At 70.9% G+C, this 26201-nt stretch carries 28 protein-coding genes, 1 pseudogene and 1 riboswitch; of the genes and pseudogenes, 17 read left to right on the top strand and 12 right to left on the bottom strand.

Going from position 1 to position 26201, the window contains the following annotated elements; translation table 11 throughout:
- Nucleotides 1-4 precede the first annotated feature (4 nt).
- Both ACQPWZ_RS16430 and ACQPWZ_RS16425 read right to left on the bottom strand, forming a co-directional pair.
- Nucleotides 5-868: pseudogene (locus ACQPWZ_RS16430) on the bottom strand (ROK family protein); the annotation flags it as partial.
- A gap of 171 nt (nt 869-1039) precedes the next feature.
- Nucleotides 1040-1933, bottom strand: a complete 894-nt coding sequence (locus tag ACQPWZ_RS16425) for an SIS domain-containing protein (protein ID WP_340473820.1) — start codon at nt 1931-1933, stop codon at nt 1040-1042.
- Nucleotides 1934-2238: 305 nt separating this feature from the next.
- Between ACQPWZ_RS16425 and ACQPWZ_RS16420 the strand changes: the two genes are divergently transcribed.
- The 3 genes from ACQPWZ_RS16420 (at nt 2239) to otsB (ending at nt 4772) form a co-directional block, all read left to right on the top strand.
- Complete coding sequence (locus tag ACQPWZ_RS16420) at nt 2239-3495, top strand: extracellular solute-binding protein (RefSeq protein ID WP_356703958.1); 1257 nt, start codon at nt 2239-2241, stop codon at nt 3493-3495.
- 173 nt (nt 3496-3668) lie between these two features.
- Nucleotides 3669-3917, top strand: a complete 249-nt coding sequence (locus tag ACQPWZ_RS16415; protein WP_313945611.1) for a DUF3263 domain-containing protein — start codon at nt 3669-3671, stop codon at nt 3915-3917.
- A 9-nt stretch (nt 3918-3926) separates the two neighbouring features.
- Nucleotides 3927-4772 carry a trehalose-phosphatase gene (otsB, locus tag ACQPWZ_RS16410; protein ID WP_433571715.1) on the top strand — a complete coding sequence of 282 codons (846 nt, stop codon included), beginning with the start codon at nt 3927-3929 and terminating at the stop codon, nt 4770-4772.
- Here the strand turns inward: otsB and ACQPWZ_RS16405 are convergent.
- The 3 genes from ACQPWZ_RS16405 to ACQPWZ_RS16395 are packed head-to-tail and all read right to left on the bottom strand — an operon-like array spanning nt 4728 to nt 7505.
- The gene (locus ACQPWZ_RS16405; RefSeq protein WP_433571714.1) at nt 4728-6209 is read right to left on the bottom strand and encodes an alpha,alpha-trehalose-phosphate synthase (UDP-forming); all 1482 of its coding nucleotides are present in this window, start codon (nt 6207-6209) and stop codon (nt 4728-4730) included. The genes otsB and ACQPWZ_RS16405 overlap by 45 nt on opposite strands.
- 58 nt (nt 6210-6267) lie before the next feature.
- The gene (locus tag ACQPWZ_RS16400; RefSeq protein ID WP_433571713.1) at nt 6268-6525 is read right to left on the bottom strand and encodes a hypothetical protein; all 258 of its coding nucleotides are present in this window, start codon (nt 6523-6525) and stop codon (nt 6268-6270) included.
- 38 nt (nt 6526-6563) lie between these two features.
- Nucleotides 6564-7505, bottom strand: a complete 942-nt coding sequence (locus tag ACQPWZ_RS16395; protein WP_433571712.1) for a glucosyl-3-phosphoglycerate synthase — start codon at nt 7503-7505, stop codon at nt 6564-6566.
- A 116-nt stretch (nt 7506-7621) separates the two neighbouring features.
- A riboswitch (SAM riboswitch) is annotated at nt 7622-7790 on the top strand.
- A gap of 17 nt (nt 7791-7807) precedes the next feature.
- Between ACQPWZ_RS16395 and thrC the strand changes: the two genes are divergently transcribed.
- The 5 genes from thrC (at nt 7808) to ACQPWZ_RS16370 (ending at nt 13773) form a co-directional block, all read left to right on the top strand.
- The gene (gene thrC, locus ACQPWZ_RS16390; RefSeq protein WP_340473814.1) at nt 7808-9091 is read left to right on the top strand and encodes a threonine synthase; all 1284 of its coding nucleotides are present in this window, start codon (nt 7808-7810) and stop codon (nt 9089-9091) included.
- A gap of 30 nt (nt 9092-9121) precedes the next feature.
- Nucleotides 9122-9397 carry a MoaD/ThiS family protein gene (locus ACQPWZ_RS16385; RefSeq protein ID WP_340473813.1) on the top strand — a complete coding sequence of 92 codons (276 nt, stop codon included), beginning with the start codon at nt 9122-9124 and terminating at the stop codon, nt 9395-9397.
- 434 nt (nt 9398-9831) lie between these two features.
- Nucleotides 9832-10035 (top strand): cold-shock protein, encoded by a 204-nt coding sequence (locus ACQPWZ_RS16380; RefSeq protein ID WP_005315736.1) that lies wholly within the window; start codon nt 9832-9834, stop codon nt 10033-10035.
- A 406-nt stretch (nt 10036-10441) separates the two neighbouring features.
- The gene (gene groL / locus ACQPWZ_RS16375; protein WP_313945618.1) at nt 10442-12064 is read left to right on the top strand and encodes a chaperonin GroEL; all 1623 of its coding nucleotides are present in this window, start codon (nt 10442-10444) and stop codon (nt 12062-12064) included.
- Nucleotides 12065-12264: 200 nt separating this feature from the next.
- Nucleotides 12265-13773 (top strand): alpha/beta hydrolase, encoded by a 1509-nt coding sequence (locus tag ACQPWZ_RS16370; protein ID WP_405570729.1) that lies wholly within the window; start codon nt 12265-12267, stop codon nt 13771-13773.
- On the opposite strand, the gene ACQPWZ_RS16365 is transcribed toward ACQPWZ_RS16370, so the two are convergent.
- Both ACQPWZ_RS16365 and ACQPWZ_RS16360 read right to left on the bottom strand, forming a co-directional pair.
- A complete protein-coding gene (locus ACQPWZ_RS16365) occupies nt 13770-13979 on the bottom strand; it encodes a DUF397 domain-containing protein (protein ID WP_433571711.1) in 210 nt (69 codons plus the stop codon). The genes ACQPWZ_RS16370 and ACQPWZ_RS16365 overlap by 4 nt on opposite strands.
- Complete coding sequence (locus ACQPWZ_RS16360; RefSeq protein WP_433571710.1) at nt 13960-14802, bottom strand: helix-turn-helix domain-containing protein; 843 nt, start codon at nt 14800-14802, stop codon at nt 13960-13962. The genes ACQPWZ_RS16365 and ACQPWZ_RS16360 overlap by 20 nt, the downstream gene beginning before the upstream one ends.
- Nucleotides 14803-14915: 113 nt before the next feature.
- Between ACQPWZ_RS16360 and ACQPWZ_RS16355 the strand changes: the two genes are divergently transcribed.
- From ACQPWZ_RS16355 to ACQPWZ_RS16340, 4 genes are all read left to right on the top strand, one after another.
- Entirely contained in the window at nt 14916-15131 is a 216-nt protein-coding gene (locus tag ACQPWZ_RS16355) for a hypothetical protein (RefSeq protein ID WP_340473809.1), read from the top strand.
- On the top strand, nt 15128-15346 hold the full coding sequence (locus ACQPWZ_RS16350; RefSeq protein ID WP_340478193.1) for a hypothetical protein: 219 nt from the start codon (nt 15128-15130) through the stop codon (nt 15344-15346). The genes ACQPWZ_RS16355 and ACQPWZ_RS16350 overlap by 4 nt, the downstream gene beginning before the upstream one ends.
- 87 nt (nt 15347-15433) lie before the next feature.
- The gene (locus ACQPWZ_RS16345; RefSeq protein WP_433571709.1) at nt 15434-16897 is read left to right on the top strand and encodes an ABC transporter permease; all 1464 of its coding nucleotides are present in this window, start codon (nt 15434-15436) and stop codon (nt 16895-16897) included.
- A gap of 49 nt (nt 16898-16946) precedes the next feature.
- Nucleotides 16947-17633: an ABC transporter ATP-binding protein gene (locus ACQPWZ_RS16340; protein ID WP_356703950.1), complete on the top strand. Its 687-nt coding sequence runs from the start codon at nt 16947-16949 to the stop codon at nt 17631-17633.
- 158 nt (nt 17634-17791) lie between these two features.
- Here ACQPWZ_RS16340 and ACQPWZ_RS16335 read toward each other — a convergent pair whose 3' ends face one another.
- From ACQPWZ_RS16335 to ACQPWZ_RS16325, 3 genes are read right to left on the bottom strand one after another with little or no spacing between them, the layout of a single operon-like run.
- Entirely contained in the window at nt 17792-19246 is a 1455-nt protein-coding gene (locus tag ACQPWZ_RS16335; protein WP_340473806.1) for a PTS transporter subunit EIIC, read from the bottom strand.
- A gap of 52 nt (nt 19247-19298) precedes the next feature.
- Nucleotides 19299-20258, bottom strand: a complete 960-nt coding sequence (gene murQ, locus ACQPWZ_RS16330; protein WP_405570715.1) for an N-acetylmuramic acid 6-phosphate etherase — start codon at nt 20256-20258, stop codon at nt 19299-19301.
- A gap of 12 nt (nt 20259-20270) precedes the next feature.
- A complete protein-coding gene (locus ACQPWZ_RS16325; RefSeq protein WP_356703947.1) occupies nt 20271-21188 on the bottom strand; it encodes a MurR/RpiR family transcriptional regulator in 918 nt (305 codons plus the stop codon).
- Between the two features lie 116 nt (nt 21189-21304).
- On the opposite strand from ACQPWZ_RS16325, the gene ACQPWZ_RS16320 reads away from it, so the two are divergent.
- Both ACQPWZ_RS16320 and ACQPWZ_RS16315 read left to right on the top strand, forming a co-directional pair.
- On the top strand, nt 21305-21661 hold the full coding sequence (locus ACQPWZ_RS16320; protein WP_313945629.1) for a hypothetical protein: 357 nt from the start codon (nt 21305-21307) through the stop codon (nt 21659-21661).
- Entirely contained in the window at nt 21658-21924 is a 267-nt protein-coding gene (locus ACQPWZ_RS16315) for a DUF4031 domain-containing protein (RefSeq protein WP_340473802.1), read from the top strand. Before ACQPWZ_RS16320 ends, ACQPWZ_RS16315 begins: the two co-directional genes overlap by 4 nt.
- Before the next feature lie 111 nt (nt 21925-22035).
- On the opposite strand, the gene ACQPWZ_RS16310 is transcribed toward ACQPWZ_RS16315, so the two are convergent.
- Both ACQPWZ_RS16310 and ACQPWZ_RS16305 read right to left on the bottom strand, forming a co-directional pair.
- A complete protein-coding gene (locus ACQPWZ_RS16310; protein WP_433573830.1) occupies nt 22036-23271 on the bottom strand; it encodes a Cmx/CmrA family chloramphenicol efflux MFS transporter in 1236 nt (411 codons plus the stop codon).
- A 98-nt stretch (nt 23272-23369) separates the two neighbouring features.
- Nucleotides 23370-24023, bottom strand: a complete 654-nt coding sequence (locus ACQPWZ_RS16305) for an HD domain-containing protein (RefSeq protein WP_340473801.1) — start codon at nt 24021-24023, stop codon at nt 23370-23372.
- A 93-nt stretch (nt 24024-24116) separates the two neighbouring features.
- Here ACQPWZ_RS16305 and ACQPWZ_RS16300 point away from each other — a divergent pair, with 93 nt between their 5' ends.
- The 3 genes from ACQPWZ_RS16300 (at nt 24117) to ACQPWZ_RS16290 (ending at nt 26154) form a co-directional block, all read left to right on the top strand.
- Nucleotides 24117-24770, top strand: a complete 654-nt coding sequence (locus ACQPWZ_RS16300; protein WP_433571708.1) for a maleylpyruvate isomerase family mycothiol-dependent enzyme — start codon at nt 24117-24119, stop codon at nt 24768-24770.
- Between the two features lie 127 nt (nt 24771-24897).
- On the top strand, nt 24898-25218 hold the full coding sequence (locus ACQPWZ_RS16295) for a DUF6479 family protein (protein WP_405570710.1): 321 nt from the start codon (nt 24898-24900) through the stop codon (nt 25216-25218).
- Nucleotides 25219-25455: 237 nt separating this feature from the next.
- Nucleotides 25456-26154: a copper homeostasis protein CutC gene (locus ACQPWZ_RS16290; RefSeq protein WP_340473797.1), complete on the top strand. Its 699-nt coding sequence runs from the start codon at nt 25456-25458 to the stop codon at nt 26152-26154.
- The last annotated feature ends 47 nt before the right edge of the window (nt 26155-26201 follow it).

The raw sequence follows: 26201 nt of genomic DNA, 5'->3' as shown, positions 1-26201 counted from the left end.
GTCCCGCGCCCAGGCATCCGGCGGTGTCCCCGAGGGCTGCGGGGACGATGGCGGGCAGCTTCTGGAAGGTGACGCGCTCCTCGACCGCTGCCCGCAGCGGTGTGAACAAGGTTTCCCCCGCCTCCGCGAGACCGCCACCGATGATCAGGGTGCGGGGGTCCAGGAGGGTGAGGGCGGTGACGAGGCCGGCGGCCAGGGCGTCGACCGCGTCGGCCCATACGGCGGCGGCCTTCGGGTCGCCGGACTCGACGGCCTTGGCGCAGTCCGCTGCGTCGGCCTCCGGGTCGCCGCTCGCCGCCGCCCAGGCGCGGGTGACGGCCGCGGCGGAGGCGAGGGTCTCCAGACAGCCGCGCTGGCCGCAGCCGCAGTCGGGGCCGTCGGGGCGTACGACGATGTGGCCGATCTCTCCGGCGTATCCATGGGCGCCCGCCTCGATCGCCCCGGCGATACCGATGGCGCCGGCGATGCCGGTGCCGAGGGGGACGAAGAAGAACCGGTCGGCTCCCTTGCCGGCGCCGATGCGGCCTTCGGCGAGTCCGCCGGTGCGCACGTCGTGGCCGAGGGCGACGGGCACGCCGTCCAGCCGCTCGCTGAGCAGGTCGCGCATGGGGACGTCGCGCCAGCCGAGGTTCGCGGCGTAGACGGCGATGCCGTGTTCGGCGTCGATGATGCCGGGCACGGCGACACCCGCGGCGACCGCGCTCTCACCGAGGTGTTCGCCGCCGTACGCGCGCAGCTCGACGGCGAAGTCGAGAATCGACCGGACGACCGCGTCGGGACCGCGCTCGCGCCCGGTGGCGCGGCGGGCCTCGTACAGGAGCGTCCCGTCCGCCCCGACGAGGGCGGCTTTCATGCCGGTGCCGCCCACATCGAGGGCGATGACGTGTCTCACGGAGACAGTCTGGCGCGAGAGTGGCAGAAAGGTCTAGTCCACTGCGTCCGATTGTTGCGTGAGCGTACAAACTCCGGGGGTGCGGGCACCTGTCCGAGCACCCCCGGAGCCGCCCGGGGCCGTGAGCCCCGGCTCAGCAGACCTGCCTCACGTCAGGATCACGCTGCGCGTCAGGTTCCTCGGACGGTCCGGGTCGAAGCCCTTGGACTCCGCCAGGATCACGGCGAGGCGCTGCGCGCGGATCAGGTCGGCCAGCGGGTCCGCGCCCTGGTTCGCGACCAGCGTGCCGCCCACCCGTGAGACGTCCACCGACAGGCCGTCCGGCAGTGCGCCGAACACCCAGGTCACCCGGCCCGGACCGGTGATCGAGATCGGACCGTGGCGGTACTCCATCGCCGGGTACGCCTCCGTCCAGGCGCCCGCGGCCTCCCGCATCTTCAGTCCCGCCTCCAGGGCGAGGCCGTACGTCCAGCCGCGGCCGAGGAAGGTCCACTGCTCCGCACCGAGGACCGCCTCCGGCAGCGGTTCCGTGACCGCGAGCTCCGCGTCCACGGCCGCCTCGGCGACCGTCTTCACGCCGGGGATGTCGCCGAGGCCCGCCCGCAGGAACGCCAGGGCCGTCGTCGCGAACCGGGTCTGGACGACCGACTCCTCGTCCGCCCAGTCCAGCACCGCCACCGAGTCCGCGGCTTCCATCACCGGCGTCTTCGGGTCCGCGGTCAGCGCCAGCGTCGGCACCTTGCCCTTCAGCGCGGTCAGCAGCTCCAGGACCTCGGTCGTGGTGCCGGAACGGGTGATCGCGACCACCCGGTCGTAGGCCCGGCCGGCCGGGAACTCGGAGGAGGCGAACGCGTCGGTCTCGCCGAGACCCGCCGCCTCCCGCAGCGCCGCGTAGGCGATGGCCATGAACCAGGACGTCCCGCAGCCGGTCACGGCGACGCGCTCACCCGGCCGCGGAAAACCGTCGAAGGCGGCGGCTACGTCGGCCGCCCGGCGCCAACAGGTGGGCTGAGTGGCTATCTCTGCTGCGGTACGGGACATGCGGCAAGGCTCCTAGCGCGTACGCGGGACGGGGGACCGGTATCGGCCTCGTGCTGCCGAAACGGCCTGGCAGGTCGTGCTTAGCAGGCCGCGGCGGAAGCGGGCAATGCTGACCCTGAGTGGGACAGACGTTGCAGAAGAGATACCGCGTGGAGTAGACCTCTACCCTTCGCATGGTGAAAAATCGTCGCTCATCTCGCGAGACGTCACGGGGGACGTCATGCGGGGCGGACGGGGGGACGGTCGGGGGACCAAATCCAACAAGCAGCAGAGGGTGGGGCAAGAGAGCTGTGCACCGGCATTTCTTGGGTCTGACAGCGGCGGTCGCCGCGCTCGGTATGACGGTCGCCCTCGCGGGCTGCGGCAGCTCCGGCGGTTCCTCGGACGTCACCCTCACTTTCGTGGCCGCGGACTACGACGTCGCGGGCGGCGAGAGCAGCAAGAAGTACTGGGCCGACCTCGCGGCCGCGTTCGAGGCCGAGAACCCCGGCATCAAGATCGACGTCCGGATCGAGTCCTGGAACGACGTCGACCGCAAGGTCGCCGAGATGGTCAAGGCCGACAAGGCCCCGGACATCGCGCAGATCGGCGCGTACGCCGACTACGCCGCGAGCGGCAAGCTCTACACCGCCGACCAGCTGCTCTCCATCCCCGTGCAGTCCAACTTCCTCGGCCCGCTCGTCGACGCCGGCGAGCAGAAGCGCGTGCAGTACGGCCTGCCCTTCGTCGCCTCCACCCGGCTGCTCTTCTACAACAAGAAGCTGTTCAAGGAAGCCGGGATCAAGGGCGAGCCGACGACCTGGGAGGAGCTGCGCGAGGACGCCGAGAAGCTCGCGCAGAACACGGACGTCACGTACCCCTTCGCGCTGCCGCTCGGGCCCGAGGAGGCCCAGGCCGAGACCATGATGTGGCTGCTCAGCGGTGGTGACGGCTACGTCGACCCGGTCGGCAGATACGCGATCGACTCCACGCAGAACATATCGACCCTCGAGTGGGTGAAGACCAACCTCGTCGAGAAGGAGCTCACCGGCCCCGTCGCCCCCGGCAAGCTCAACCGCAAGGACGCCTTCGCCGCCTTCACCCGCGGCGAGGTCGGGATGCTCAACGGCCACCCCTCGCTGATGAAGGCCGCGGCCAAGGCGAACATCGATCTCGGCAAGGTGGCCATGCCCGGCCGCACCGGCAAGCCGAAGGCCGCGATGGGCGTCGCCGACTGGATCATGGGCTTCAAGCAGAACGGCCACAAGGTCGAGATCGGCAAGTTCCTGGACTTCGTCTTCGACGACAAGAACGTCCTCGACTTCGCCGGGCAGAACGATCTGCTGCCGGTGACGATCTCCGCCTCCGAGGCGATGCAGAAGGACCCGGAGCACCAGGACCTGAAGGAGTTCCTCCAGGAGCTGCCGACCTCGATCCTGCCGCCCGTCGGCAAGACCTCGTGGGCCGCCGTCAGCGAGAGCGTCAAGCAGAACATCGGCAAGGCGGTCGCCCCCGAGGGAGACCCGCAGACCGTGCTGCGCCAGATCTCCCAGAAGGCGACGACCGCGGAGAACGCCGAGTAGCGCGCGCACCCGCGGGCGCCGGTGCCGCACAGCCGGCCCGGGGATGCCGAGCAGTCCGCCCGCACCGCCACCCGCCGAGTAGCGCGCGCACCCGCGGGCGCCGGTGCCGCACAGCCGGCCCGGGGATGCCGAGCAGTCCGCCCGCACCGCCGCACGGGGGACACCCCGCCGATATGTTGGACCGTATGACCGAGCACCAGGCGCTGTCCGACCGTGACCGGGCCGTGCTGGCCATGGAGCAGCGCTCCTGGCCGGGCCCCGGTGCGAAGGAGCGGGCCATCAGGGAGCAGCTCGGCATCTCCCCGGTGCGCTACTACCAGCTCCTCAACGCCCTCCTCGACGACGAGCGGGCCCTCGCCCACGACCCCGTCACGGTCAACCGGCTCCGCCGTGTCAGGGACGCCAAACGATCGCGCCGCTAGGGTCGTGGCATGGGCAGCTCTCCGTATGTGCATCCCCTGCCGTCACCGTCGACGCCGGCGGGCCGTGAAGGCCTGGCCGCGCTTCTGGCCCGTCCCGGCAAGGCGGTCGTCGCCCTCGATTTCGACGGCACGCTCGCCGAGATCGTGCCCGACCCCGAGCAGGCGCGCGCGCACCCCGAGGCGGTGCCCGCGCTGGCTCAACTCGCGCCTCGGGTCGGCTCCGTCGCCGTCGTCACCGGCCGCCCGGCCGGGGTCGCGGTCCGCTACGGCGGCTTCGCCGGGGTGCCCGGCCTGGACCATCTCGTCGTCCTCGGCCACTACGGCGCCGAGCGCTGGGACGCGGTCACCGGCACCGTGCACACGCCCGCCCCGCATCCGGGCGTCGCCGCCGCCCGCGCGGAACTGCCCGGCTTCCTCGACGAGATCGGCGCCTGGCAGGGTACCTGGATCGAGGAGAAGGGGCAGGCGGTCGCGGTCCACACCCGCCGGGCCTCGGACCCGCAGGCCGCCTTCGAGGCGCTGCGTGATCCGCTGGCCGGGCTCGCGGCCCGTCACGGTCTGATCCTGGAGCCGGGCCGGATGGTCCTGGAGCTGCGCCCGCCGGGCATGGACAAGGGCGTGGCGCTGGCGGAGTACGTACGCGAGGTGGATGCCGAGGCCGTCCTGTACGCGGGCGACGACCTCGGTGATCTGCCGGCCTACGCGGCGGTGGAAAAGCTCCGCTCGGACGGCGTCCCCGGACTGCTGGTGTGCTCCGGCACCGCGGTGCCGGAGCTGGCGGAGCGCGCCGATCTGCTGCTGCCCGGCCCGTCAGCCGTCGTGGCGTTCCTGGCCATGCTCGCGCAGCGCCTCTAGCTGGTCGAGGAACCACCGTTGCGGCGGCAGCGCCGTCGCCGCGGTGGCGAGCCGCTTGGTGTGCCGGGCCCGTTCGTCGTGCGGCATGGTCAGCGCCTCGTGGAGGGCGTCGGCGGTGCCGGTCACGTCGTACGGATTGACCGTGACCGCGTCGTCGCCGAGTTCCTCGTGCGCGCCGGCCTCCCGGGAGAGCACCAGTGCGCAGCCGTCGTCGGAGACCACCGGGATCTCCTTGGCGACGAGGTTCATGCCGTCCCGGATGGGGTTGACCAGGGCGACGTCGGCCAGCCGGTAGGCGGCCAGCGAGCGGGCGAAGTCGTCCTGGACATGGAGGACGACCGGGGTCCAGCCGTCGGTGCCGTACGCGGCGTTGATCTCGTCGGCGACCCGCTGGACCTCGGCCGTGTAGTCGCGGTACACCGCGAGGTCCTGCCGGGAGGGGTAGGCGAAGGCGACGTGGACGACGCGCTCGCGCCATTCGGGCCGGGTGTCGAGCAGATGCCGGTAGGCGAGCAGCCCGCGGACGATGTTCTTGGACAGCTCGGTGCGGTCCACCCGGACGATCGTCTTCCGGTCCGGGCCGATCTGCTCGCGCAGGGTGGCCATGCGCTCGTCGACGTCGGCCTCGTGGGAGCGGGCCCGCAGGAAGTCCGCGTCGGCGCCGAGTCCGTGCACGGCCACCTCGGTGGTCCGCGCCGAGGTCCGTCCGGTGCGCGCGTGCTCCACGTACAGCCGTGGACTGCCGCCGCTGGGGAAGTGCGCGGTGGCCTTCTCCAGCCGGTCGGCGCAGGACATGAACGCGGTCGCCCACCGCGAGGTCAGGAACCCCAGCCGGTCGGCGCCGAGCATGCCCCACAGCAGCTGTTCGGCGATGTCGTCGGGCAGCATCCGGAAGTAGTCCACCGGCGCCCACGGGGTGTGGGAGAAGTGGCCGATGCGCAGGTCGGGGCGCATGGCGCGGAGCATGCCGGGCACCAGGCACAGGTGGTAGTCCTGCACCAGCACCGCGGCGCCCTCGTCCGCGTGCTCGGCGAGCGCCTCGGCGAAGGCGCGGTTGTAGCTCTCGTACGCGCCCCACTGGCGGCGGAACTCGGCGTCGAAGGCCGGCTCCAGCGGGGTCTGGTACAGCATGTGGTGGACGAACCACAGCACCGAGTTCGCGATGCCGTTGTACGCGTCGGCGTGGACGGCCTCGTCGATGTCGAGCATCAGGACCCCGTCCGCGCCTTCTTGGCGCCGGACCGCCTCGCGGTCGCCGTCGCCGAGCGCGGCGCACACCCACAGGGCGTCCGCCTCGGACCCGATGGCGGACAGTCCGGAGACCAGGCCGCCGCCGCCGCGCTTGGCGTCGAGGCTCCCGTCGTCCTTCAGGGTGTACGAGATGGGGCCGCGGTTCGACGCGACGAGGACCTGCGCAGCGGAATGCTCGGAGACCATGTGCCGAACCTAGCCCGTCCTGTAATCCCTCAAACGTGCGTACGCCCGGCTCCGCCTGTCACTGGTCACGGCGTCCACGGGTGGCGGCGACGGCGACGACACCGGCCGCGGCCAGGCTGAGGGCGAGGCCGCCCAGCAGCCACAGGCGTTCGGTGCTGTGCCCGCCGCCCCCGGCGACGGCGATCGTGGTGACCGGTGGTGCCATGCCGACCGTGGTGGCGATGACGACGGCCAGGGTGCCGAGCATCGTGGTGAGTCCGAGCGCGCCGCGTCGGGAGCCCGTCCTGCGCTGTCCGTCCGGAGACTGTGCATCCATAACTACGATATTCATACAAGACGTCCGGTTGTCTTCGGTTATGCCGCGCGACGCGCCGCATACTCACCGATCTCGCCCATCGGCGGGCGCTCCTCGGTGTCCACCGCGTGCGTCCGTGGGACGAAGCCGTCCGAGCCCCGCTCGAACTGGGTCAGCGAGGGCCGCACCAAGTGCCCGCGGGAGAGCCTCAGTTGCGCCGTGCGGTAGATGGCGGCCGCCATCCTGCCGAGCGCCTGTCCGTCCTGATGGCGGTGCCGGCGCTCTCCCACGTCCACCTGCGCCAGCGCCTCCAGGCCCACGGTGTGCAGCGCGTCGACGAGAAGCCCCAGTTCCACGCCGTATCCGACGGGGAAGGGCAGCCGTTCCAGCAGCGACCGGCGGGCCGCGTACTCCCCGCCCAGCGGCTGGACGAACCCGGCCAGCTGTGGCCAGTGCAGATTGAGCAGCGGGCGCGCCACCAGCTCCGTGACCCGGCCGCCCTGGCCGGCGACGTCGCCCAGGGGCCGGTCGTACATCGCCTTCACGAACTGCACGTCCGGCTCGGTCAGCAGCGGGCCGACGATCCCGGACACGAAGTCGGGCGAGAACTCCCTGAGGTCCGCGTCCACGAAGCAGACGATGTCGCCCCGCGTCACCATCAGCGAGCGCCACAGCACCTCGCCCTTGCCGGGGACGGCCGGGATGCCGGGCAGGATCACGTCCCGGTGGACCACCCGCGCGCCCGCGGCGGCGGCCACCTCGCCCGTACGGTCGGTGGAACCCGAGTCGATCACCACCAGCTCGTCGACGAGGGGGAGGGGCCCGGACATCAGCTCGCGCCGGATGACGGTGACGATCTGCCCGACCGTCGCCTCCTCGTTCAGGGCGGGGAGCACCACACTGACCGTGGCGCCCTGCTTGGCCGTGACCAGCCGGTCCACCGGGCGGTCCGCCGCCGACCAGGACCGCCGGGACAGCCAGCGCTCCACCTCTTCCAGCACAGGATCTCCATCTCGCGGATCGGACGACCATCTCAACCGTCCGGGGTGTCGGTTACAGTCTTGAACAACGCGCGGGACCGTCGCATGCCGGGGGTCCCACGCCGACAATCGAATACCGCTCATCCAGAGGGGCAGAGGGATACGGCCCGTTGAAGCCCCGGCAACCCTCCAGCCGGTCTCCGTTGCGCCGCCCGTCCATGGGACGTGGCAGCCACCGCGAGGCTCCCGGCTAGGGAAGGTGCCAAGTCCGTCTCGTGACGAAATGCGTCACGGGGAAGATGAGGAGAAAGGGCCTCGCCACCATGGCTGTGCAGACTGTCGCCAGCACCACCCCCGTCGACCTGGGACCGGCCGCGGCGCTCTCGTGCCGCGAATGCGGGGAGCGTTTCGAACTCGGCCCGATCTTTGCCTGTGCCTCGTGTTTCGGACCGCTGGAAGTCGCCTACGACCTCCCGAGCGGCGACCCCGAAGGCCTGCGGAAGCGGATCGAGGCGGGTCCGGACAACATCTGGCGGTACGCGCCGCTGCTGCCCGTGCCGGCCGATGTGGCCGACAAGCCGAACATCAACCCCGGCTTCACCAAGCTCGTCAAGGCCGACAACCTCGCCCGTGAGCTGGGTGTGACCGGCGGTCTCCACATCAAGGACGACTCCGGCAACCCGACGCACTCCTTCAAGGACCGTGTCGTCGCGATCGCCGTCGAGGCCGCCCGTGCCTTCGGTTTCACCACGCTCTCCTGCTCCTCCACCGGCAACCTCGCGGGCGCGGTCGGTGCCGCGGCCGCGCGCGCCGGCTTCCGCTCCTGCGTGTTCATCCCGCACGACCTGGAGCAGGGCAAGGTCGTCATGGCCGCGGTGTACGGCGGCGAGCTGGTCGGCATCGAGGGCAACTACGACGACGTCAACCGCTTCTGCTCCGAACTCATCGGCGACCCGCTCGGTGAGGGCTGGGGCTTTGTCAACGTCAATCTTCGGCCGTATTACGGAGAGGGCTCCAAGACCCTCGCCTATGAGATCTGCGAGCAGCTCGGCTGGAAGCTGCCGGACCAGATCGTCATCCCGATCGCCTCCGGCTCGCAGCTCACGAAGATCGACAAGGGTCTCCAGGAGCTGATCAAGCTCGGTCTGGTCGAGGACAAGCCGTACAAGATCTTCGGCGCCCAGGCCGAGGGCTGCTCGCCGGTGTCGACCGCCTTCAAGGCCGGGCACGACGTGGTCCGCCCGCAGAAGCCGAACACCATCGCCAAGTCGCTGGCGATCGGCAACCCCGCCGACGGCCCGTACGTCCTGGACATCGCGCGCCGCACGGGCGGCTTCGTGGAGGACGTCAACGACGAGCAGATCGTCGACGCGATCAAGCTGCTGGCCCGTACCGAGGGCATCTTCGCCGAGACGGCGGGTGGCGTGACCGTGGGTGTGACGCGGAAGCTGCTCGAGGCGGGCGTGCTCGACCCGGCGCTCACGACCGTCGTGCTCAACACCGGCGACGGTCTCAAGACCCTGGACGCGGTCGCCCCGACCACCGGCCCCAGCGCGACCATCCGCCCGAGCCTGGACGCGTTCCGCGACGCCGGCCTGGCCGGCTGACACTCCCGAGACTCAAGGAAGGCACGCAGCATGAGCGTCAACGTCCGCATCCCCACCATCCTCCGCACGTACACGGGCGGCCAGGCCGAGGTCCCGGCGGAGGGCGGGACGCTCTCCGAGGTCATCGCCGACCTGGAGAAGAACCACACCGGTATCGCCGCCCGTGTCCTGGACGACCAGGGCAAGCTGCGCCGCTTCGTGAACGTCTACGTCAACGACGACGACGTCCGTTTCGAGCAGGGTCTCGAGACCGCCACGCCCGACGGCGCCGGTATTTCGATCATCCCCGCCGTCGCCGGCGGCTGATACGCACCGTCACTGCTGTTGCCCCCTCCGCGAGAGAAGCGGAGGGGGCAATTCTGCATGGTTGAGCGGGGTACAGTTGGGGAAGCCCCCGCCGCTGCCCGTGCCCGCCGCATATGAGAATGCGCCCTGGCCCGACAAGAAGCAGCCAATGTGGGCGATCAAAATGCCTCTTAAGTGTCATTTGCCGGGCCCGAGTTGCCCTGGATCTTCTTGAATTAGCGTCAAAGGTCCGTTCCCGCGTGCCCAGATTTCTCGTCCGATTGACCTGTTGCAGAGGGCAGTTGGACAGATACATTCAGCCGCGGTCGACGCGTTCCGGCGCACATCCCGAGGGCCTCCTTCCACCTCTGGCGGAGGGAATTCTCGGCGGTGAGGTATGACCCGGGTCCGCGAAGTGCGGTCCTGTGCAAGGGCCAGTAATAGGGGAGTTAGGCATGGCTCAGGGCACCGTCAAGTGGTTCAACGCGGAGAAGGGGTACGGCTTCATCGCGGTCGACGGTGGTGCGGATGTTTTCGTCCACTACAGCGCGATCCAGATGGACGGCTACCGCACCCTGGAGGAGGGTCAGCGAGTCGAGTTCGAGATCTCGCAGGGCCAGAAGGGTCCGCAGGCGGACATGGTCAAGCTCGCCGTCTGATCTCGGCGCGATCGGCCACCGACGCACTCACGCGACACTCACGAGGGGCCCGCATCCCACCAGGGAGGCGGGCCCCTCGTGCATGCCCGGGGGCGGGCGGATTCGAACCCGCCGCCCCTCGCCGAGGCTTCCGCGAAGCCGCTTGCGCCCGACCGTCACCCCTCATCGAGGCTTCGTCGAAGCCGCTTGCACTCGAGGGGGTCGAGTGCTAATCATTGGCGTTAGCACTCTGCAGGTGAGAGTGACAACTTTATGGATCGGGCCGGTGAGGTCCGAGGGCCGTCGGGGCAAGGAACCGTACGGCTCTCAGGCCGTCCGTCGCGGGCGCCAGCGCGGTCCGGAAGCAATCCTCCCCCGTAGCCCTGCGGGCGCGGGGGGACCCCCAAGTCCGGGAGGACCACTTCACATGGCCAAGATCATCGCGTTCGACGAGGAGGCACGGCGCGGTCTCGAGCGCGGGATGAACCAGCTCGCCGACGCCGTCAAGGTCACCCTTGGCCCCAAGGGTCGCAACGTCGTCCTCGAGAAGAAGTGGGGCGCCCCCACGATCACCAACGATGGTGTGTCCATCGCCAAGGAGATCGAGCTCGAGGACCCGTACGAGAAGATCGGCGCCGAGCTGGTCAAGGAAGTCGCCAAGAAGACGGACGACGTCGCCGGTGACGGTACGACCACCGCGACCGTCCTCGCCCAGGCGCTCGTCCGCGAGGGCCTGCGCAACGTGGCGGCCGGCGCCAACCCGATGGCCCTCAAGCGCGGCATCGAGCGTGCCGTCGAGGCCGTCTCCGGCGCCCTGCTGGAGCAGGCCAAGGACGTGGAGACCAAGGAGCAGATCGCTTCGACGGCCTCCATCTCCGCCGCCGACACCCAGATCGGCGAGCTCATCGCCGAGGCGATGGACAAGGTCGGCAAGGAAGGCGTCATCACCGTCGAGGAGTCCCAGACCTTCGGTCTGGAGCTGGAGCTCACCGAGGGTATGCGCTTCGACAAGGGCTACATCTCGGCGTACTTCGCCACCGACATGGAGCGTATGGAGGCGTCGCTCGACGACCCGTACATCCTGATCGTCAACTCCAAGATCGGCAACGTGAAGGACCTCCTTCCGCTGCTCGAGAAGGTCATGCAGTCCGGCAAGCCGCTGCTGATCATCGCGGAGGACGTCGAGGGCGAGGCCCTGTCCACCCTGGTCGTCAACAAGATCCGTGGCACCTTCAAGTCCGTCGCCGTCAAGGCCCCGGGCTTCGGCGACCGCCGCAAGGCGATGCTGAACGACATCGCCATCCTCACGGGCGGCACGGTCATCTCCGAGGAGGTCGGCCTCAAGCTCGAGAACGCCGGCCTGGACCTGCTGGGCCGCGCCCGCAAGGTCGTCATCACCAAGGACGAGACCACGATCGTCGACGGTGCCGGTGAGAGCGACCAGGTCCAGGGTCGCGTCAACCAGATTCGTGCCGAGATCGAGAACAGCGACTCGGACTACGACCGTGAGAAGCTCCAGGAGCGCCTCGCGAAGCTGGCCGGCGGCGTGGCCGTCATCAAGGCCGGTGCCGCGACCGAGGTCGAGCTCAAGGAGCGCAAGCACCGCATCGAGGACGCGGTGCGCAACGCCAAGGCCGCCGTCGAGGAGGGCATCGTCGCCGGTGGTGGCGTGGCTCTGCTCCAGGCTTCCTCGGTCTTCGAGAAGCTCGAGCTCACGGGCGACGAGGCGACCGGCGCCAACGCCGTGAAGCTCGCGCTGGAGGCCCCGCTCAAGCAGATCGCCGTCAACGGCGGTCTCGAGGGTGGCGTCATCGTCGAGAAGGTGCGCAACCTGCCCGTCGGCCACGGCCTGAACGCCGCGACCGGTGAGTACGTCGACATGATCGCCGAAGGCATCATCGACCCCGCGAAGGTGACCCGCTCTGCCCTGCAGAACGCGGCCTCCATCGCGGCGCTGTTCCTCACCACCGAGGCCGTCATCGCCGACAAGCCGGAGAAGGCCTCCGCGGCCGCTCCGGGCGGCATGCCGGGCGGTGACATGGACTTCTGATCCTCCACGGATCGGACCCGTCCTTGACCGAGGGCGGCACCTCTCTCCCAGGAGGTGCCGCCCTCGGGCGTGTTGTGGGCGCCTCGGCCCGCCCGATGTCCCTCAGCCGCTGCCCCTACCGGCCGGGTGGGGCAAACCCCCCTGGGAACAGGCCAGGAGGCACCGTGGGAGCCGGGCGCCCGTTCCGCGAGGGTCATCACATGCGAATCCTCGGCAGTACGACATCCGGCTTCACCGCGGCGGCGCTCACCCTCCCGGTCCTGGCGACGACGCTCCTCGCTCTCCCGGCGCCCGCGTCGGCCTCAACTCCCCAACCGGACCCGGCAGTCCGCTGGGAGAAATGCACCGGCACGGGACTCGACCCGCGCCAGGAGTGCGCGGACATCTCCGTACCCCTCGACCACGCGAAGCCCCGCGGGCCGCAGATCACCCTCGCCGTCTCCCGCATCCGCAGCGAGAACCCCGACAGACGACGCGGCACCCTTCTGATCATCCCCGGAGGACCGGGCGGCTCCAGCATCAACGACCCGTCGGGCAAGGGGAAGAAGCTGCCCGCGTCGGTGCGCGACGCCTACGACATCGTGGGCTTCGACCCGCGCGGCGTCGGCCGCAGCACACCGGTGAGCTGCGGTCTCACCCACGACGACCTCGCCCTGGTGAACGTCAGGGGATGGCCCGCCGCGGACGGCAGCATCGACAAGAACACCGAGACCGCCCGACGCCTCGCCGCCGCCTGCGCCACGAACGGGGGCGAGGTGATGCGCAGCATCAGCACCCGCAACGAGGCCCGGGACATCGACCGCATCCGGCAGGCACTCGGAGAGCGCAGGCTGTCCGCCTGGGGCTTGTCCTACGGGACATACGTGGGAGCCGTCTACGCCCAGATGTTCCCCCACCGCACCGACCGCTGGGTCCTGGACAGCAGCGGCGACCCCGACCCGAAGCGGGTGGCCCGGGGCTGGCTCGCCAACTACGAGATCGCCATCGAGGACGCCTTCCCCGATTTCGCCGCCTGGGCCGCGGACCCCGCCAACCCCGACCGCCTCGCCGAAACGCCTGCCGAGGTCCGGCCGATGTTCCTCGCGCTCGCCACCCGCCTCGACCACGCACCCATCCCGTGGCCCGGCGCCAACCCGGCGGAACTCAACGGCAACGTCCTGCGGCAGACCCTGCTGGACAGCCTCTACTCCGTCACGCGGTTCCCCGCGCTGGCCAAGCTGATGGCCGCCGCCCGCGACGGACGCGAACTGCCCGCCGCGAACACGCCCCCGGACCAGGTCATGCAGAACTCGGTCGCCGTCACCGGCGCCACCATCTGCAACGACGTCGACGCCTGGCCGGCCACCGACCCGGCCCCCTACGCCCGTGACGTCGCCAGGAGCCGCGAGCAGTACCCCCTCACCGCGGGCATGCCCAGGAACATCTGGCTGTGCGCCTTCTGGAAGGACAAGCCGCGCGAGCGGCCCACCCGCATCACCCCGGACGGCGGCCCCTCGAACGTCCTCATGATCCAGACCCGGCGTGACCCCTCCACGCCGCTCGCCGGTGCGCTGAAGATGCGCGAGGCGTTCGGCGCGCGGGCCCGGATGGTCACGGTCGACACCGTGGGCCACGGTGCCTACGTCGCCAACGGCAACGCCTGCGGGGACGACGCCGTGACCACCTTCCTGCTCACCGGTGAACGCCCGGCCCGCGACAAGGCCTGCTAGTCGCGCTGCAGACCGGCGACGAAGGCGGACCAGGCGGCGGCTCTGAACACGAGTTCGGGGCCGCCGTTGTTCTTGGAGTCACGTACGGGAACGATGCCGGGCGTGCTGTCGGCGACTTCGAGGCAGTCCGCGCCGTCTCCGCCGCTGTAGGTGGACTTGCGCCAGGCGGTGGCGCTCAGATCGTGGTCATCGCTGCTGATTGTCATGTGCGTAATCCTCCGCCACTGACCGGATCAGAGCCAAGGACGCTTCTGGTGACAATGCGTTGGCCCTGAGTAGATCGTAGGTCAGCTCATGGCGGGCGACGGAAGCCGGATCGTCCAACAACTGCCCCACGCCCGGGCCGTCGATGTAGGACAACGCCGGAGCATCGTGGAAGTACATGAGTTTGACCCCACCGTCCAACGCCGCGTGGGCACCCGCACTGAACGGCAGAACCTGCGCGATGATCCTGTGGCGCTCGATCAGCGCCTGCACGTGTCCCAGGATCTCGGTCATTGCTGTCGGCCCGCCGACCGGACGGGCCAAGGCTGCTTCGTCCAGGACAACCCACAACTCGGGCGTTGTTGGATCGTCAAGCAGGCGGGTCCGATCCAGTCGTGCGTCGACCCCCTCGTCGATCTCCGAGTCCAGAGCCGTAGGGCGATAGGCGCGGAACACCGCAGTCGCGTACTTCTTGGTCTGAAGCAGCCCGGGCACCAGCAGCGGCACGTACTGCTTGATCGTATGCGCCAGCGCCTCGGCCTCGACCGCCTCCGTGAACTGCGCGGGGTAGCGCGACTTGTTGGACACCTCGCAGTTGCGGGTGAAGAACCCGTTCGTCCCGAGGATCTCGTCTATCTGGTGCGCGTACTCGGGCAGCATCCGGCGCGTACCCGCCTCCATCTGGCCGATGTACGAACCGCTGACGAACAGTGGTCTGCCCAACTCGTCCTGGGTGAGCCCCGCTTGATCACGTGCGTGGCGCAGTTCGGCGCCCAGCAGGGCGCGGGGGGATGAGGAGGGATCGAGATCCTTGGGTCCTGGCAAGGCAACTCCCTGGCTGACAGGTCGCGTTGTTGGGCCGCCGTCACTGTTCAGGCTAGCCAGTGACGGACACGCTGGGTGAGGAAAGCGAACACTGAGTGTGGAGGTGCCTGGTCATGGTGGTGCGTTCGGCGGAGCGGCTGCGGGCCGCCGAGGAGGTGGTGGCCCAGTTGCGGCAGGGCCTCGATGTGGTGTCGGTGACGCTGCCGTCGCTGCGGGTCGATCTGGTGTCGCTGGCGGGTTCGGCGCCGTATCCCCTGGTGGAGCTGGGGCGTTGCAACCTCGACACCGCGCTGCGGCTGGCGGCGGTGCTTCAGGGGCTGGAGAAGTGAGCGCGCAGGTGCCGGAGGCGGGCGCGTACGCCGTCGATGTCCGTGACGGCCGCGTGGGGCTGGTCATGGGGCGCGTCGGCACCTGTGTGCAGCTGCGGCCCGTGGGGGGCGGGCGGGAGTGGGACTGCCCGCCCGAGGACGTACGGCCGGCGCCGCCCGGCGAGGTGCTGAGGGCGCGGGTGCGGCAGCTCAACGCGGAGGGCCGACTGCCGTGAACGGGTGGTGAGGGCGGCGCAGGGGTTCTCATGCTTCTCTCACCGCGCACTTAACCGGCCATCACGCCACCCGCCTAACTTCCAGCCATGTTCTTCACCTACCTCCGGCGCGAACTGCGCCGCCGCAGAAAAGCGGCGCTCGTCGTCGCTTCGGGACTCGCTCTCGGAATCGCGCTGGTCATCGTGGTCAACTCGGTCTCGTCCGGGATGAATCGCGCGCAGGACAAGGTCCTGGAATCGCTGTACGGACTGGGCACGGACATGACCGTCACCAAGGCCGCCGCGCCGCCCGGGGAGGGCGAGACGACGCGACCCCGGTTCGAGTTCGACGCACAGGACAACGACGACACCGCCGAGCAGGCGCGGGACCTGGTGATGGTCCAGGGCTTCGAGACGCTCGCCTCGTCGACCGTCGCGCAGGTCGGCAAGCAGGACGGCGTGGGGGACGCCGTGGGCGGCCTCAGCGTGCGGGTCATGAAGGTCAACGGGCAGTTCCGGCGCGGGGAGGCCGCTCCCGCGCAGCCCCGGCAGGGCGGACCGGGTGGCGGCACCGGCGGCGGTGGCGGCGAAGTGCAGGGCGGCGGTGCTGCCTTCGACGTCGACTCGTACACCGCGTACGGCACGGACGTCACCCAGCAGGACCTCGGCCCGCTGACCTCGTCGAAGATCACCTCCGGGCGTACGTTCAAGGCGACGGAGACCAACGCCAAGGTCGTCGTGCTCGACAGCGCGTACGCCAAGGAGAAGAGCCTCGGCGTCGGAGAGACCCTCACCATCTCCAAGACCCCGTACCAGGTCATCGGTATCGCGACGGCCGACAGCGGGGACGCCGCGGCCAACGTGTATCTGCCGCTCACCCAGGCGCAGTCGCTCGCCGGCGCCAAGGACAAGGTCACCACGGTCTATGTCCAGGCGAAGGACTCGCAGCAGATCGACGCGGTGAAGCAGACCATCCAGAAGAACATCTCGGGGACGACCGTGACGACGTCGGCCGATCTGGCCGACACCGTCTCCGGGTCCCTGTCCACCGCGTCCGACCTCGCCTCGGGGGTCGGCAAGTGGCTGTCGATCCTGGTGCTCGTCGCCGCGTTCCTGGTCGCCGGACTGCTGACCTCGTCCGCGGTGAGCCGGCGGGTGCGGGAGTTCGGGACGCTGAAGGCCCTGGGGTGGAAGAGCGGCTGGGTGACCCGGCAGGTGGCCGGGGAGGCCCTGGCCAACGGGCTGTTCGGCGGCGCGCTCGGCATCGCGCTCGGTCTGGCGGGAGCCTGGCTGATCACGACCTTCAGCCCGACGCTGACCGCACAGCTCGGCGGCGGTAGCGGCGGGGCGGGCGGCGGCGGCGGCCGGATGTTCGGAGCCGCTCAGGCGGGACAGGGCGGGCCCGGCGCCACGTCCCGGGCGCTCGACATCGCGCTCACCGCGCCGGTCTCGCTGACCACGATCGGTCTCGCCGTCGCTCTCGCGGTGGCGGGAGGACTCGTGGCCGGGGGCTTCGGTGGCTGGCGCGCGTCCCGGCTCCGCCCCGCCGACGCGCTGCGCCGCGTCGAGTGACGCGGCGACCGCAGCAGCCTTACTCATCCATGTGCAACAGGAGTTGACGATGTACGAGCTCAGTGGCGTCACCAAGCGCTACCGGCGGGGCAAGGACACGGTGCACGCACTGGCCGGCGTGGACCTCACCATCGAGGACGGCGGGCGGCTGGTGATCCAGGGCCCGACCGGCGGCGGCAAGTCCACGCTGCTGCAGATGCTCGGCGGCCTGGACCGGCCGTCGGAGGGCAGCGTGATCCTGGACGGGACGGATCTCGCGAGCCTGCCCGAGGCGCGGCTGACCCGGGTCCGTGCGGAGAAGATCGGGTTCGTCTTCCAGAGCTTCAACCTGATTCCCACGCTCACGGCCCAGGAGAACGTGGAGACCGCGCTGGTGCCGCTCGGCCTGAAGACGGCCGAGCGGCGTGAGCGGGCCGCGGAGGCGCTCGGCTCGGTGGGGCTCGGCGAGCGACTGAGACATCTGCCGGGTGAATTGTCGGGCGGTCAGCAGCAGCGGGTCGCGATCGCCCGCGCGCTGGTCAAGCGGCCTGCGGTGCTGCTGGCGGACGAGCCCACCGGGAACCTCGACGAGTCGATGCGGGACGAGATCATGGAGGTGCTGGAGTCCCTGTGGCAGGAACACGCCTTCACCTTCGTGATGGTCACGCACGACTCGGCGCTGGCGGGGCGGGCGAGGCGGGTGGCGGTGATCCGTCAGGGGCGGGTGACGATCAAGGAGCAGGCGGGAGCGGGGTGAGGTTTCCGGCCGGGCTGGGTGTGCGGGTCAGGCAATTCCAGCCCGTCCGGCGATTGAGGACACGCCCGCGGGGTGTGCGGGGCGACGAAGGGTGCGGGTGGTTCGCCGGGGCGCTGCCCCGGACCCCGCGCCTCAAACGCCGGCGGGGCTGGATGTCGTCAGACGCCCGCCGGGCTGAACTCCCGCTGCTTGGCGTCCGGCGCATCCTCCGCCGGCGCCGTGTTCAGGTCCGTCAGCATCTGCTGCGTGAAGCCGAACCAGTACGTCGCCAGGAAGCCCACCGCGTACCCGGCCAGCAGGCCTCCCGCGTAGATCGCGATCGTCTCGCCCAGGCCCTTGTTTCCGTCCACCAGCGGGAACAGGGCCCAGCCCGACGGGCCGATGGCCGTCGAACCGACCTTGTCGCCCAGCATGTTGAACAGGCCCACGAAGCCTCCGCCGAACGCGCCGCCGACGCAGGCCGTGATGAACGGGCGGCCCAGCGGGAGCGAGACGCCGTAGATCAGGGGCTCGCCGACACCCAGGACACCCGCGGGGAGTGCGGACTTGATGGTGTTGCGGATCGAGGTGTTGTGCGGGAGACGGGCGTACACGGCGACCGCCGCGCCGACCTGGCCCGCGCCCGCCATCGCCAGGATGGGGAGCAGGACGGTGAAGCCCTGCTGCTCGATGAGCGTGGCGTGGATGGGGATGAGCGCCTGGTGGAGGCCGAGCATCACCAGCGGGAGGAAGAGTCCGCCGAGGACGAAGCCGGCACCCGCTCCGCCGCTGGCCAGCAGCCAGTTGGCGAAGTCGCCGATGGCCGTGGAGATCTCACCGGCCACGAACATCAGGCCGAAGATGGTGACCAGGCCGGAGACGAGGACGGTCAGCGTCGGGGTGACCAGGACGTCGAGGGAGGCCGGCACCACGCGACGGCACCACTTCTCGACGTACACCGCGAGGATCGCCGCGGCGAGAGCGCCCAGCACTCCGCCCTGGCCGGGGGAGAGCTTCTGGCCGAAGGCCTCGATGTTGGCGACGCCGGGGAAGACGATGATCGCGGCGACCGCGCCGCCGAGGATCGGGGTTCCGCCGAACTCCTTCGCGGTGTTGTAGCCGACGAAGACCGCGATCAGGGCCATGAAGCCGCTCGCCATGGCGGCGAGTGCGGGGGTGACGGACGGCAGCCAACCCAGGTTGATGAGCAGGCCGTTGAGGCCGGCGATGATGCCGCAGCCGATGAGGGCGGGGATCAGCGGGACGAAGATGTTCGCGATCTTCCGCAGGAAGAGCTTGAAGGGGGTGGCGTTGCGCGACTTCCGTTCTGCCCTGATGGCCGCGCCCCGGTCGGCGAGGGCTTCCGCGGTGACGGGCGCCTCCGCGATCAGCGCCTCGAACTCGGGGGTGACGCGGGCGACGGTGCCCGGGCCCAGGACGATCTGGTAGGTGTCGTCGTCGACCACCCCCATGACGGCGGGCAGCGCGGTGAGTTCCTCGTCCCGGACGAGGGAACGGTCGCGCAGACCGAGGCGGAGACGGGTCATGCAGTGGGCCACGGACGTGACGTTGGCGGCGCCTCCGACGAGGGGGAGGATCGCTGCCGCCGTCGCCTTGTGATCGATCGTGCTCATGGTGCGAGTGCCTTGCTGTGCGGGGGTGGGGGACGAGCGGGGGAAGGGCGGATCAGAGAGCGGACTGCAGTGCGGCCCGGAGGTGGCCCCGGGATTCCGTGAGGAGGCGGCGGGCCGTGGCGGCGTCCACACCGGCCAGGATGGTCAGGATCGCCTCCTTGACCTCGCCGTCCGTGGCGGCCAGCGCCGCCTCGATCTCCTCGTCGGCCGCTTCGGTGGCGAGCGCCACGATCCGCCGCGAGCGGGCCCGCAGCTTCTCGTTGGAGGCGCGGACGTCGACCATGAGGTTTCCGTACGTCTTGCCGAGCCGGATCATGGTGATCGTCGAGATCATGTTGAGGACGAGCTTCTGCGCCGTACCGGCCTTCAGCCGGGTCGAACCGGTGAGCAGTTCGGGTCCGACGACGACCTCGATGCCGTGGTCGGCGGCCGCGGCGAGCGCGCTGTCCGCGTTGCAGGAGAGTCCGACGGTCAGCGCGCCGAGGGCGCGCGCGTGCTCGACCGCGCCGATGGCGTACGGGGTGCGGCCCGACGCGGAGATCCCCACGACGGTGTCGTCGGCGGTCAGCCGGAGGCCGTCCAGATCGGCGGCGGCCAGCTCCTTGCTGTCCTCCGCGCCCTCGACGGCCTTGACCATGGCGGAGGGGCCGCCCGCGATCAGGCCCAGCACCTCGGAGGGGTCGGTGTTGAAGGTGGGCGGGCACTCGCTGGCGTCCAGCACGCCGAGCCGGCCGGCCGTGCCCGCGCCCGCGTACACCAGCCGGCCGCCGCGGGACATGCGCTCCGCGGTGGCGTCGATGGCGGCGGCGATCCGCGGCAGCTGGGCGGCGACCGCGTCGGGGACGGTGCGGTCCTCGCCGTTCATGATGCGGGCGATCTCGAGGGTGGGCTGCTGGTCGATGTCGGCGAGCTCCGGCCGGAACGCTTCGGTGGTGAGCGTGGCCAGCTGAGCGCGGAGTTCGCCGTATGCGGGCGACGTGGAGGTCATGGAGGTGCGGCTCGGCTTTCTCATGAGGGGGGCTGATCAGCGGGAGCGCGGGCTGTGCCGGTGCGCGAGAGCCTCGTAGGAGGCGGCGAGGGCAGGGGCCGCCGTCTCGTACGTGCGCTGCGCGACGCCTATGAACAGGCAGTCGACGACGAGGAGCTGACTGGTGCGCGAGGACATCGCGGCCGGGCGCAGCTCGCTCTCGCGCGCGGTGGACGTGGTCAGTACGTGGTCGGCGTACTGCGAGACGGGTCCGTCCGGGCGGCCGGTGATGGCGACGGTGGTCGCCCCGCGGTCGAAGGCGACCCGCAGCGGCTCGATCACGTCGCCGGTGGAGCCCGAGTGGGTGATCGCGATGGCCACGTCGCCGGAGCGCAGCTGCACGGCGTTGGTGACGGCGAGGTGCGGGTCGCTGTGGGCGTGGGCGATCAGGCCGATGCGCAGCAGCTTCTGGGCGAGGTCCATGCCGACGAGCGAAGACGCGCCGACGCCGTAGATGTCGATGCGGCGTGCGGTGGCCGCGGCGGAGACGGCCGCGCCCAGCTGGACGGTGTCGAGCCCGGCGGCGGTGTCCGCGAGGGTCTGCTGCTCGTCGTACGCCAGCTTGGTGACGACGTCGGCGATGGGGTCGTCGACGGCGATGTCCGCGGTGACGCTGGGGGCGCGGCCGGACTGCTGGTGGGCGGCCAGGCCGGCCAGCGCGAGGCGCAGGTCGCGGTATCCGGGGTAGCCGAGGAGACGCGCGGTGCGCACCACGGTGGCCTCGCTGGTGCCCGTGAGCTCGGCGAGGCCGGTGACCGTGAGGGCCGCGCAGCCCGCCGGGTCCTCGGCGACGGCTGCGGCGACCCGCTGCATGGAGCGGGTCATGGACGGCGTGAGCGTCCGCACCTTCGCCGCGAGGGCGGCGGGGGCGGGCGGAGCGTCGCCGCTGAAAATTTCCTTCACTGGATTGGTCACCTCTGAAAGATATTTTCGCTTTTCGCCGGGCGTCAACCCCCCTCCGCAGCGGAGAGCTGGGCGGATGCGTCACACCGGGCCTCCGGACGCAGGGCCGGTTGGGTGACAATGTCTGCATGGACGACGCCAACCCGATCGAGCAGGCCCTGCACACGGCGCGCTCCCTGGTCCTCGCCGACCTGGCCGCCCGCGATGTGGCCGACGCCGCGGTGGTGTCCCTGGTCGAGGAGGCCGTGACCCACCGCCGCTGGTGGGTGGAGCAGTGGCCGGAGGGCGTCGAGTACGTCGCCGGTCTGGTGGCACAGGACGTCCAGGACGCGCTCCTGGAGCGGTACGGCCGCTGGCCGCTGTGCCCGGTCTGCGACGCCGGTGACCCGCACGCCCTCGACGTCGAGCCGGAGCTGGGCGCGGACCCGCACTGGGTCTGCGGCAAGGCGGGCGTGGTCGTGGCCCGGGTCGGCGGTCTGGCATGACGGTGTACATCGATCCGCCGACGTGGCCGGGCCACGGCCGTATGTGGTCGCACCTGATCAGCGATGTGTCCTTCGCGGAGCTGCACGCGTTCGCGCAGTCGATCGGCTGCCCGGCCACCGCCTTCGAGCGGGATCACTACGACGTCCCCTCACATCGGTACGGGGACGCGGTCGCGGCGGGCGCGGTGCAGGTGTCGAGCCGTGAGGTGGTCAGCCTGCTGACGCGGGCGGGGCTGCGGCGGCCGAAGGGCCGCGCGGTCTGACGGCCGGAGGGGCCGAGGGTGTGCGGCCGGAGGGGCTCACCAAGGGTGTCCGCCGCGCGGTCACCACAGGCGTCCGCCGTGCAGCCGGAAGAGCGTGCCCGCGCCGGCGCGTCAGTCGGCGGTCGGGCGGCAGACGCCGACCCCGGGCACGGTGCCGGCCACGTCCGCCGTCTCGTGCCGCGGGGAGGAGGCGATCACGCGCGACCTGCCGTGCAGACGCAGAGAGATCCCGACCAGCGCCAGCGCGGCGATCGTCATCGCGGCGCCCGCCCACGCCGTGGAGGCGAAGCCGAAGTCCGCGTCGATCACCGTGCCGCCCAGCCAAGGGCCACCGGTGTTGCCCACGTTGAACGCGGCGGTCGTCGTCGCGCCCGCCAGGGTGGGCGCCGCGCCCGCGACGTTGAACATGCGGGCGTTGAGGGCCGGGGCCGTGAAGAAGGCCGAGAAACCGAGCAGCAGCGTGAGTACGACGGTCGCCGCGGGGCCGGCCGCGAACAGCGCCAGCGCGGCCAGCAGGACCGTCGAGGCGGTGATGCCGCTCAGCAGCACACCGAAGAGGTGCGCGTCCGCGATCCGGCCGCCCACCGTTGTCCCGATCAGTGCGCCGATCCCGAAGAGGGCGAGCACGCTCGGCACCCAGCCGGCGTCCAGACCCGAGACGTCCGTGAGCAGGGGCGCCAGGTAGGAGAACGCGCAGAAGACACCGCCCGCCGCGAGTGCGGTGATCGCCACGGACAGCCAGACCTGACGGTCGCGGTAGATCGACAGCTCGCGCCGCAGCCGCGGCTTCTCGTCGGGCAGCGGGATGCGCGGGATCAGGGTGACGACACCGGCCAGCGCGATCGCGGAGGCGGCGGCGACGGCCCAGAACGCGGAGCGCCAGCCCAGGTGCTCCCCGAGGAACGCGCCCGCCGGGACGCCGAGGACGTTGGCTATGGACAGCCCGCCGATCATCACGCCCATGGCGCGGGCGCGCGAGGTGAACGGCACCATCGCGATGGCGACCGCGGCGCCCACCGCCCAGAAGCCCGCGCAGGCGAGCGCGCTGATCACCCGCGACGCGAAGAGGATCTCGTACGTCGGTGCCAGGGCACCCGCGATCTGGCCGAGTCCGAAGAGCGAGATCAGGGTGACGAGCGTCGTCTTGCGGGGCAGCCGCAGGGTGGCCACCGCGAGCAGGGGCGCGCCGACGACCATGCCGATCGCGAACGCCGAGATGAGCAGCCCGGCCCGGGGGATGGAGACGTTCATGTCGTCCGCGATGGGCGGCAACAGCCCGGAGAGCATGAACTCGCTCGTGCCGAGCGCGAAGACGGACAGCCCCAGGATGTAGACGGCGAGGGGCATACGGGAACGGCGCTGGGCGGATTCGGGCATGACAGCAGCAACGACCTGTATCGCTGATTGCATTCCCGCCGGACGTGACCGCTCTGCCGATTCGGCGCTCAGCCGGCGGCGCCGAGCAGCTCCAGCTCCGTCCCGAGGTTGCGGCGGGCGGCCGGTTCCCACACACGTTCGCCGTGCGGGGTGTGGAACAGCCGTGGCAGCTCCAGCAGTTGGCGCAGCACCGCCGCGCGGCCCGCACGGAAGGCGTCCTCGGGGACGAAGCCGTACTCCTCGCGGACCGCGGCGGCATAGGCGGCGTACGGTTGTGGGCCGGAGGCCAGGATCGCCAGGTCCGCGTCGCACAGGACCGCGCCGTTGGCGTCGGAGTCGTCCGGGGCATGGGTGACCGTGAGCCGCACCAGGCGGGCGACCTCCGCGGTCGCCTCGGGGGAGAGGCCGGCCTCGGGGAGTGCGCGTTCGGCGAGGCGGGCCGAACGCTCCTCGTTCTCCGAACGGTCGGGGAAGTACACCGCGTCGTGGAACCAGGCCGCGAGGCGTACGAGATCCGGGTCGGCCGCGTGCTCGGCGAGCGTGTCGATGTGGTCCAGGACCGCGGTCAGATGCGCGGTGGAGTGATAGCGGCGCTGTGGTTCGGCCCAGCGTGCGAGCAGATTCTCGGCGTACGGCAGGGGGTCCGGTGCGCTCGCCGCGGACGGGCCCCGGCGGGCGGCGAGCAGGGCCTCGGTCCAGCGTTCGCGGAGATCGGCGGTCATGTGCCGACTGTAGTTCGTGCCCTTCGCGTCCGGTCTGGCCGATCCCGGCCCCGGACCCTGGAGGCGCTCGGCGCGATGCGGTTGGCTGTGCGCATGGAATCTGTACGCGATCCCGAGCTGCCCGGCCTGTTGCTGCGCGCCGAGCGCGACGCCCTCGTCCCGCTGCTGCGTGCCCGCCCCGACGACGACTTCGCCCTCCGCACCTGCTGCCCCGGCTGGACCGTGCGGCATGTCCTGGCCCACTGCAGCTCGGCGCTGACGCGCGTGGTGGACAACCGTTTCGAGGAGGGCGTCTTCACGCCCGCGTCCAACGACCGCGACATCGCCGAGCGTGCGGACTGGACGAACGCCCGCGTCGTCGACGAGTTGGAGCGCGGGATGGCCGAGGCGGGCGAGGTCATGGCCGCCGCCGGACACGGGATGCTGGACAAGATCGCCCTCGGTGAGTGGGTGCACGCCGGTGATGTGCGGGCGGCCCTCGGGGAGCCCGGGGCGTACGAGGGGGAGGGGATGGCCCATGCGCTGGCCCTGCTGGCCGCCCTGACCCGGGCGCACAAGTCGCTGCCCCTGCTGGCCCGGCTCGACGGGCACGACGCACCGCTGGTACTCGGCTCCGACAGCCCGGAGCCCGCCGTCTACAGCGGGTCGGCGGCCACCCTGGTCCGCCTGGTGGCGGCCCGCCCGCTGACCGGGACGCGCTACGAGCTCACGGGGGCGACGGAGAAGGAACTGGTCTTCTTCGACTGACTCGCGCAGCGCGCTGCCACCGGCGGCTTGTGCCGTTCCTGCCTCCGCCGCGGAGTGAAGTCGTCATACCGGGAGATAATGGGATCAAAGGCATGTGTGTCGGACCAGTGAGGCGGAGGCAGACGCCATGATCGCAGTGATGATCGTTTTCGGGCTCATCCTGGTGTGTCTCCTGGCGGGAGCCATGTGGTGGGACGGCAGGCGCCGGGAGCAGCTCGTCCCGCCGCTCCCCGAGGAGCAGCCCACGGCCCCGGACCACCGCGAGCACATCGAGGAGGTCCGCGAGGAGGACGACGACACCTTCCCGCACAAGGGCGACGACCGGCTCCTTCCGTACAACATGCGGACGCACAGCACCCACAGCACCGGCAAGGGACCCGACGAGCGGCCCCAGCACGGGAAGAACGCGCACAGCGGCTCGTTCGGCAGCGGCGGCCTCGGCGGCTGAGCCTCGGACGAGGCGGCCGGTCGCAGACCCGGCCCGCGCGGGTGCGTGACCAACGGCTCACGCCCCGCCCGGCCGGTGGCTCATGCCCCTATGGGGTACCTCATGCGGTTATGCACACCCCGCGCCGGCGGTTTGTCGCACGCGGATCCTCGGGCGCAGCTGCTTTCGTGGTACATGCGCATTACGCTGGCATTGGACTAGACCTATATGAGCCGTCTCCCTGGAGGATGGGGTCACATGAGCAACCGTGCAGTCCTGGAGGTGATCGCTCTGGACGCGCAGGACGCGGTCGCGGCGCAGTCCGGAGGGGCGGACCGGCTGGAGTTGGTCACCGACATGGCGGCGGACGGGCTGACCCCGTCGCGGGAGACCTTCGCCCGCATCCGTGACGCCGTGGACATTCCGCTGCGCGTGATGCTCCGCCTCGCGGACGGCTTCTCGGCGGGCTCGCCGGCCGACGTGGACTCCCTCGTACGGGCGGCGGGCGGCCTGCGGTCCGAGGGCGCGGACCAGTTCGTGCTCGGCTTCCTCGATGAGGCCGGCAACCCGGACCTGGTGACGGTGGAGCGGCTGATGGCCGAACTGCCCGGCTGTCGCTGGACCTTTCACCGTGCGATCGACCGCGCCGCCGACCGGGACTCCTTGCGCAAGCAACTGGCGGATCTGCCGGGCCTCGACACCTATCTGACCGCGGGCTCGCCCGACGGGGTCGACGACGGCCTGCCGACCCTGCTGTCGGAGGCCCGGAGGTCGGGCGAACCGGGCTACGAGCCGCAGATCCTGGTGGGCGGCGGGCTGCGGCTGGAGCATCTGCCGGTGCTGCGGGAAGCGGGCGTGGAGGCGTTCCACATCGGCGGGGCGGCGCGGCCGGACGGCTGGGAGAGGCCGGTGGCGCCCGCCGCCGTCGAGGAGTGGCGCCGGGCGCTCGACGCGTAGGTGCGCCCCTCGGGGCCGCGTCCGACGGACGGACCCGCGCCCCCACC

The sequence above is a fragment of the Streptomyces sp. CA-251247 genome (assembly GCF_050952975.1).
GTDB classification, from domain to species: Bacteria; Actinomycetota; Actinomycetes; order Streptomycetales; family Streptomycetaceae; genus Streptomyces; species Streptomyces achmelvichensis.
The sequence above is the reverse complement of the archived record's forward strand: the minus strand, read 5'-3'. Positions and strand labels throughout refer to the sequence as shown.

Coding starts and splice junctions, on each gene's coding strand:
- ACQPWZ_RS16425 (WP_340473820.1), bottom strand. CDS start 1,933: ATGTCCCGTACCGCAGCAGAGATAGCCACTCAGCCCACCTGTTGGCGC.
- ACQPWZ_RS16415 (WP_313945611.1), top strand. CDS start 3,669: ATGTTGGACCGTATGACCGAGCACCAGGCGCTGTCCGACCGTGACCGG.
- otsB (WP_433571715.1), top strand. CDS start 3,927: ATGGGCAGCTCTCCGTATGTGCATCCCCTGCCGTCACCGTCGACGCCG.
- ACQPWZ_RS16405 (WP_433571714.1), bottom strand. CDS start 6,209: ATGGTCTCCGAGCATTCCGCTGCGCAGGTCCTCGTCGCGTCGAACCGC.
- ACQPWZ_RS16400 (WP_433571713.1), bottom strand. CDS start 6,525: ATGGATGCACAGTCTCCGGACGGACAGCGCAGGACGGGCTCCCGACGC.
- thrC (WP_340473814.1), top strand. CDS start 7,808: ATGGCTGTGCAGACTGTCGCCAGCACCACCCCCGTCGACCTGGGACCG.
- ACQPWZ_RS16385 (WP_340473813.1), top strand. CDS start 9,122: ATGAGCGTCAACGTCCGCATCCCCACCATCCTCCGCACGTACACGGGC.
- ACQPWZ_RS16380 (WP_005315736.1), top strand. CDS start 9,832: ATGGCTCAGGGCACCGTCAAGTGGTTCAACGCGGAGAAGGGGTACGGC.
- groL (WP_313945618.1), top strand. CDS start 10,442: ATGGCCAAGATCATCGCGTTCGACGAGGAGGCACGGCGCGGTCTCGAG.
- ACQPWZ_RS16370 (WP_405570729.1), top strand. CDS start 12,265: ATGCGAATCCTCGGCAGTACGACATCCGGCTTCACCGCGGCGGCGCTC.
- ACQPWZ_RS16365 (WP_433571711.1), bottom strand. CDS start 13,979: ATGACAATCAGCAGCGATGACCACGATCTGAGCGCCACCGCCTGGCGC.
- ACQPWZ_RS16355 (WP_340473809.1), top strand. CDS start 14,916: ATGGTGGTGCGTTCGGCGGAGCGGCTGCGGGCCGCCGAGGAGGTGGTG.
- ACQPWZ_RS16345 (WP_433571709.1), top strand. CDS start 15,434: ATGTTCTTCACCTACCTCCGGCGCGAACTGCGCCGCCGCAGAAAAGCG.
- ACQPWZ_RS16340 (WP_356703950.1), top strand. CDS start 16,947: ATGTACGAGCTCAGTGGCGTCACCAAGCGCTACCGGCGGGGCAAGGAC.
- ACQPWZ_RS16335 (WP_340473806.1), bottom strand. CDS start 19,246: ATGAGCACGATCGATCACAAGGCGACGGCGGCAGCGATCCTCCCCCTC.
- murQ (WP_405570715.1), bottom strand. CDS start 20,258: ATGAGAAAGCCGAGCCGCACCTCCATGACCTCCACGTCGCCCGCATAC.
- ACQPWZ_RS16320 (WP_313945629.1), top strand. CDS start 21,305: ATGGACGACGCCAACCCGATCGAGCAGGCCCTGCACACGGCGCGCTCC.
- ACQPWZ_RS16315 (WP_340473802.1), top strand. CDS start 21,658: ATGACGGTGTACATCGATCCGCCGACGTGGCCGGGCCACGGCCGTATG.
- ACQPWZ_RS16310 (WP_433573830.1), bottom strand. CDS start 23,271: ATGCCCCTCGCCGTCTACATCCTGGGGCTGTCCGTCTTCGCGCTCGGC.
- ACQPWZ_RS16305 (WP_340473801.1), bottom strand. CDS start 24,023: ATGACCGCCGATCTCCGCGAACGCTGGACCGAGGCCCTGCTCGCCGCC.
- ACQPWZ_RS16300 (WP_433571708.1), top strand. CDS start 24,117: ATGGAATCTGTACGCGATCCCGAGCTGCCCGGCCTGTTGCTGCGCGCC.
- ACQPWZ_RS16295 (WP_405570710.1), top strand. CDS start 24,898: ATGATCGCAGTGATGATCGTTTTCGGGCTCATCCTGGTGTGTCTCCTG.
- ACQPWZ_RS16290 (WP_340473797.1), top strand. CDS start 25,456: ATGAGCAACCGTGCAGTCCTGGAGGTGATCGCTCTGGACGCGCAGGAC.